Raw genomic sequence first — 6172 nt, forward strand, 5'->3', positions numbered from 1 at the left:
ATCCCCCTAGTCATACCTCTCCTGTTTCAGGAGGCTCCTCCTAGGAACGAGCCGCACTCCCACATCGCCTTTCGGCAAAGCCGACGCTACGCGAACAGGAAAATCCCGACGGCTCCATTGAAATCTCCCATGGCTAAATCAAGATTATATCCAGGGATTCGCAAGAGTACAAAACTCTTACTGGCTGAGCCAAACAGCCTCTAAACCCTCCCTTCGCCTAGCGGCGACCTAGGAGCATCAAACATCGGGCTTACTTGTTAGTTTTTGGTTCATGTCTTTAGCAGAGGCTTTTCAGCTTGCACATAAACCGCTGCTCTTTTGAGCGCATTAATCGGTGTTCCGATTTATCCATTCTAGCGGATATCATCGGAAAGAACAACAAATCTGGTCTCCAATTCCCCTCCCGTTATAGTCAAAGACTTAGCGGGAGGGGAATTGGAGTTGAAATGATGGTAAAAGTTGTCTTAATCAACCCGCAAATTCCACCGAATACCGGCAATATTGCCCGAACTTGCGCCGCCACCACTACTCAATTGCACTTAGTGGGTCCGTTGGGTTTTGAAATTAGCGATCGCTACTTGAAACGAGCAGGACTAGATTATTGGCCCTATGTAGATCTTAAATATCATGATTCCCTTGATGCATTTGTCAGCTATCACCAGAAGCAAGAGGGGCGTTGGATTGGCTTTACCAAGAGAGGAACATACAACTATATCAAGTTTCAGTTTCAGCCCAAGGACTGGTTATTGTTTGGCTGCGAAACCACAGGTTTGCCTCCCCATGTCTTAGATGCTTGTCAGGCTAAAGTCTTTATCCCCATGACCCAGCCGGGAGTTCGCAGCTTAAATCTCTCCGTCAGTGCTGCCCTTGGCTTATTTGAGGCCAGGCGTCAGTTGGGTTACTTGGAATAGGTGTTTTCTGTGTTAATAATTAGGACTTACTAAGTTTACTTGGTTTCCCCAGTCCTATTTGTATAAATTTTTGATATAGATTTCTTTTGTATAGATTTACTTGTATAGATTTTTCTTATAGATTTAGTTGTATCGATTTACTTGTATCGATTTACGTTTAAGCCTTAACCGTTTAATCCTTAATTAAAGCTTAGCACTTTAATATATCACTCCTGAAATCGGGTGTCAATAGAAATATCGACGGCGACTAAAGTCGCTGTTTCCCTCGTGCCACTGTTGCCGGACTACGATAGAAAAATTACATGGGGAGCAGCTGATTGCCCCACTCAAAACATACTTATCCCCCTTCAGGGGTTTAAACACTATAGCTAGAGTTCAAATGCCTAATTTATCCTCTACTGATGGTGTAAATAGGAAATGTCTGTATAAATGTGTAATTTTTGTGAAAAACAATCCCTCTCAGCGAATTCCCTAGGTGATCAATCAATAACTAGATTTTTAGATTTGGTTAAACTGTGTAAAAACGTTTTGTTGCACAAGTCTGTTTTAATCAGGGAAAGACGTCAAAACAAGCATCTTTGGGTAGAATCAAGGACTGTCAGCCTACAGCTGGCCGGACGCACCTTGGTTGAATGAGTTAGTGTGTGTAGAATTACTCACCAGAAATTAAGCTATCTAGAAGACTGAAATTACTTAACACATATAAGAAATTTCTATCATAAAGAGTAGGATTACCGAGAAATTACCCATAGATTTTGCTGATATCAAATGGGGAGTGATCAGTATACCAAACCAGCTATCAGTAGATAAAAGGAGGATTTGAAGGATTTTGTGAGCACACCATCAACTAGCAACCCACGATTAAGATCCGGGTTGATACAGGATTATACGGTTGTTGTCTTACCCAAAATTCCCGTAGAGTTCAGCTGTAATCAGTCAGTTGCTTCGAGAGTCCCATCGCTGTTTTTATGGCGCTCAAACAGAATAATCAGCAAATATGCTCGATTTTCTTGGGTTACTGAGGGTGGTTTCCCGGAGAACGCCTGATTAGCCAGTTACTTTATATGCATATATATGCAGCATATGCAGGAATCCGGAACGGCAGCCGTGGTCAATCCCGACAATATCTCTGCTATGGGATGTTGTCCACCTAGTTGTCTAAGGATAATTACCTATCAATGGCTTCAAGGTGTATCTAGCTATTGCCGTCAAGGAATAAATTTTTTAGTAGTCATGTGAGCTTGTCTAAATCAAAGAAGCACGGTAATCTTTGCTAAGTCTCCCAAATAGATGTGATTTGGATCACACTTTAGAAGTGAGTCACATCATTGACTGGTAAAAAATAAATCAGGAACTGTTAAGCGCTCGTCAAACACCAGGAGGACGTTTTTGAAAGGAACACTTACTGATAAGGTCAATCATGTTCCGACCTGTGCAGCAGAGTCATCAGATTCGCCATCGAAACTACCTGCAAGTAATCATCCGGTCGGTGCAGCAATTCCCCTTGAGGTGAACCGTAAGGCTCGTACCTCAGCAGCCATGATTGGATTGGCGATTTCCATGGGGGCATCTGGGTTACTATTACCTCAACAGGGTGATGAAGCAATGGCATTCGAGCCAGTTGCTCCTGAGCCAAGTGGGACGAATCTACCAGCAGCCGAATTTAAGGTTACCGCTGTTTCAATCCCCTCATTGCTAAACCCGGCTAAGGAGGGACAAGGGGGTGTCGAATCAAAGCCAGCCTCACCCTCAGAACTTGCGATTCGGCAAAGCCGACGCTACGCGAACGCGAATTTTAACAAGCTCAAAACCGATGAAACTCTCCCAATAGCCAGGAAGTCTACCATTGGTGAGGTTAAGGGTACTGATGTCAAAGCCTCATCTAAGTCTGAGGGTGTAGAGCCAAAACAGTTGCTAGCATCTGCACCAGTCTCAAAATCGGGTAACCTGTCAACGGATGCATCACAAGCTGTTTCCGACAAGACCAATAATCTTTTAAAAGCTAGACAAGACCTAGCCCTCAAGCGCCTTCAAAAACATCGAAACCGTCTGAGCAAAAGTCTGGTTCAGTTGAGGTCCGAGGAGTTTAACAAGTCTTATGAACTGGCATCAGCGACCCTTGGTTCTAGCCCACACACTTTACCCCCTGCAGTGCTAAAACCTGAGGGTTCAGTAACACAAACATCGCAGCCCATTGTTACGGTACCTACAGCTCCGGCGCTGCTCCCACAGCCAATGCCGAAAGTTGCTGTATCACCAGCCTTAACCCAATCAACTAGATCTGAGCCACTACCAGTGGTCATTCCAGTACCGACTCCAGAAACAACTGTCATATCGGCAGTCAAACCATCAGTTTTCAAGGTCAGTACTCCAAGAATTGCATCGGCTACAACCAAGGTAACTACAGAGCAACTAAATGTACCACAGCCAGTGGTGGTGGGAACTAGGCTGTCATCTACTGGCAACTCGTTTCACCAGGTCAAAGCTGGTGAAACCCTCGATTCTATTGCCCGTAGCTATGGTTTATCCCGCTCAGAGCTAGTCTTAGCCAATCAGCTAGATAATCCTCACCTAATTGAAATTAATCAACAGCTGAAAATTCCTCAATTTAGGAGATTCGATCACCAAAAGTCCTCTTTTACCTTGCTATCTAGCAATAGCCGGAAATCTAAATCTTGGAAGCCAGGAATAGCGCGACCATTGGATTTAGGAACTATCTCTGTTAAGACTTCTACTAGTAGAGATCAAATCACACCCGTATCTATACAGGAAAAACCTAAGGTAAAACCGTTAACTGAGACGATTCTGACTCAATCGACTTCAGACAGTGGTCTGTTAGCTCAGGCTAATTCCTCTATTGAAAATCAGCCCTTAGAGTCTATTAACTCTCAGCGCAACTCCTATGTTGAAAAATTAAGGGCTGATATTCTCAAGATGCGAGAAGAAATCCGGGAGAATAAAACCAGCCCAGAGGAAAACAAACCAATCAACCTAGGAGTTCCTACTAACGAGGCAGTTGCTGAACCCTCAGATAAGGAGTCTAAATCTGTTGAGATCACTCCCCAGTTCAATCCTGAGAATAATCAAGCAAGCGGTACAAAAGAGTGGCAATTATTACCGCAGCCACCGACAGCTCCACAGGCTCCTATTGCTATTCCAAGACCTCAGCTACCTCAGAAAACTAGACGCAGTTCTATTGCCATTCCTGTGCCTCCACCTGAGGTATCACAACCGAGAAGGATAGCTGTAGCTCCTGCCCCACCGGAACGATTTAACCCAATAATCCGCATACCGGTAGGAAAACCTGTTTCACCAGGAGTGCCACCTCTGTCTCAACCAGATATGTACTTGCCAGATAGCCCTAACCGCTTTAACGGATATATCTGGCCAAGTAATGGTGTGCTTACCTCAGGTTATGGTCGGCGTTGGGGACGGATGCACAAGGGCATTGATATTGCAGCTCCCATTGGGACACCGATTATAGCAGCAGCCCCTGGTGTTGTGGTCAGTGCTGGTTGGAATTCAGGTGGTTACGGTAAATTGGTGGAAATCAAGCATCCTGATGGAAGTCTGACCCTTTATGCCCACAACAGCAGAATTTTTGTGCGTCGTGGACAACAGGTTGGCCAAGGTCAACGAATTGCCGCTATGGGTAGCACAGGTTATAGCACTGGTCCTCACTTACACTTTGAGCTTCATCCCAGAGGTCGGGGAGCTGCCAATCCAATGGCCTATTTGCCTAGAAGACGGTAATGGAGTGATTTCAAGGGAAGTCTCCCAATCAGGCAAAATTACTAGGTTGAAGGAGGAGACAGAGGAAAAGGGTAAGGTGAGTAAAAGCTAATCGAAAATGTCGCAGAGTCTACCAAAAACTTTTATTATTTGTTAGACTTAAATTAGGGGAACACCAACAGGGATTATTATGTAGCTTAAATTAAAGCCGAAAACCAAGGGTTTAATAGTTGCGCTTAGATCCCGGTGGAACGAACTTTTTTGACATTTTTATGGCGCTCGCGGGATATTCCGTCAGAGAAGCGCGGAGATACCCCCTGGATGTGAAAGCATCTTGGATTGGCGGGCTAAGATCTACCTTGGTAGATTTTGGTAGCTAAAAAGTATCGGAACTTTCCTACTCTTCCTCACCTTCTCAAACAATAGCTATAATCACCCTTAGCCCCTTGAGCTAAAGGGAAAGTGGTTGTCTGAAGCAGGAATTACCTTTCCTATTGTTCTTCTACCTTTTCCGTATACCCCTTTATCTGTTCCGTTCGATGGGTGCGCACGCAGTATGTCAACTCAACTTTTGCTCAGCGATGCAGCGCGGTCTTGGGGGTTTCCCCCATGAGCGACTGCATCAAGAAAGGAATAAAAATTATTATAGAAATTATTGGCATTGATATGTTATAGTAGATAAGGGTTAAAAAAAAGGCTCAGTAGCTCAGTGGTTAGAGCAAGGGACTCATAAGCCCGAGGTCGCAGGTTCAAATCCCGCCTGAGCCATACCTAATTAGATAGTCAACATAAGCTAGTCAGCTGGATTGATCAAGAGAACCCTGGTAGTGTTCTCGGATTTCGTTAATCGAAAACAGAGCTTTAAACATTAGCCCAGCTGACTGATAAAGCTCGGCTCCACCTTGCAGCCGGTCAACCAGGGCTATTACCAGCTCTACCTGGTAACCAGCTTCCTTAAGGCGGTCCACGGCTTTCATGGCTGATTGCCCAGTAGTCACCACGTCTTCTAATACCACTACTTTGGCTCCTGTGGGCAAAGAAGGCCCTTCAATGTATGCCCTGGTTCCATGACCTTTTGGCTGTTTGCGGATAATTAGACCAGGGATAGGGCGGTTTTCTATGGCAGAAACAATGCTAACCGCACTCACGATCGGATCTGCCCCTAGAGTTAAGCCAGCAACAGCTTGAGTATCAGCAGGTACCATTGAGAATAGCAAACGTCCTATTGCCAATGCTCCTTGAGCATGAAGGGTAACCTGTTTACCATTGATGTAATAAGAGCTACGCTGCCCCGACGAAAGCACAAAATCACCCTCTTGGTAAGCCAGTTGACAAAACAAATCCAGCAGAAAAGGTCGCAGGAGAGGTAAATCTTTTGGGGTGGATAGAGCTTGAAATTGGTTGTTCATGAAACTTACTGAAAAAAACCTAGAGTCAAGGGAAAATGGGAGCCTACAAGCTACCATCAAACCGGTTGATTTGGATTTGGTGGGTATTCTTTCACCCGCTGGGGTAGTTTCCCCCTAATA

At 44.8% G+C, this 6172-nt stretch carries 5 protein-coding genes and 1 tRNA gene; 5 read left to right on the top strand and 1 reads right to left on the bottom strand.

Translation table 11 applies throughout. The features are described 5' to 3' along the window. From F6K53_RS34725 to F6K53_RS34745, 5 genes are all read left to right on the top strand, one after another. Positions 1 to 204: hypothetical protein (locus F6K53_RS34725; protein WP_293083851.1), on the top strand; the 204-nt coding region annotated here is incomplete at its 5' end. Positions 205 to 449: 245 nt separating this feature from the next. Next, entirely contained in the window at positions 450 to 911 is a 462-nt protein-coding gene (gene trmL, locus F6K53_RS34730; protein WP_293018498.1) for a tRNA (uridine(34)/cytosine(34)/5-carboxymethylaminomethyluridine(34)-2'-O)-methyltransferase TrmL, read from the top strand. 1083 nt (positions 912 to 1994) lie between these two features. Next, positions 1995 to 2150, top strand: coding sequence for a hypothetical protein (locus F6K53_RS34735; protein WP_293083854.1), 156 nt, complete (start codon positions 1995 to 1997; stop codon positions 2148 to 2150). Positions 2151 to 2300: 150 nt separating this feature from the next. Then, positions 2301 to 4664 (top strand): peptidoglycan DD-metalloendopeptidase family protein, encoded by a 2364-nt coding sequence (locus tag F6K53_RS34740; protein ID WP_293065158.1) that lies wholly within the window; start codon positions 2301 to 2303, stop codon positions 4662 to 4664. 674 nt (positions 4665 to 5338) lie between these two features. Beyond that, positions 5339 to 5411 (top strand) — tRNA-Met (locus F6K53_RS34745). Positions 5412 to 5440: 29 nt separating this feature from the next. Here the strand turns inward: F6K53_RS34745 and pyrE are convergent. Further along, on the bottom strand, positions 5441 to 6052 hold the full coding sequence (pyrE, locus tag F6K53_RS34750; RefSeq protein WP_075898130.1) for an orotate phosphoribosyltransferase: 612 nt from the start codon (positions 6050 to 6052) through the stop codon (positions 5441 to 5443). Positions 6053 to 6172 lie beyond the last annotated feature (120 nt).

The sequence above is a fragment of the Moorena sp. SIO4A1 genome (genome assembly GCF_010672065.1).
GTDB lineage: Bacteria > Cyanobacteriota > Cyanobacteriia > Cyanobacteriales > Coleofasciculaceae > Moorena.

Bases quoted from the DNA above. Each gene is read 5' to 3' on its own strand.
- trmL (WP_293018498.1), top strand. From the start codon at position 450: ATGGTAAAAGTTGTCTTAATCAACCCGCAAATTCCACCGAATACCGGC.
- F6K53_RS34735 (WP_293083854.1), top strand. From the start codon at position 1,995: ATGCAGGAATCCGGAACGGCAGCCGTGGTCAATCCCGACAATATCTCT.
- pyrE (WP_075898130.1), bottom strand. From the start codon at position 6,052: ATGAACAACCAATTTCAAGCTCTATCCACCCCAAAAGATTTACCTCTC.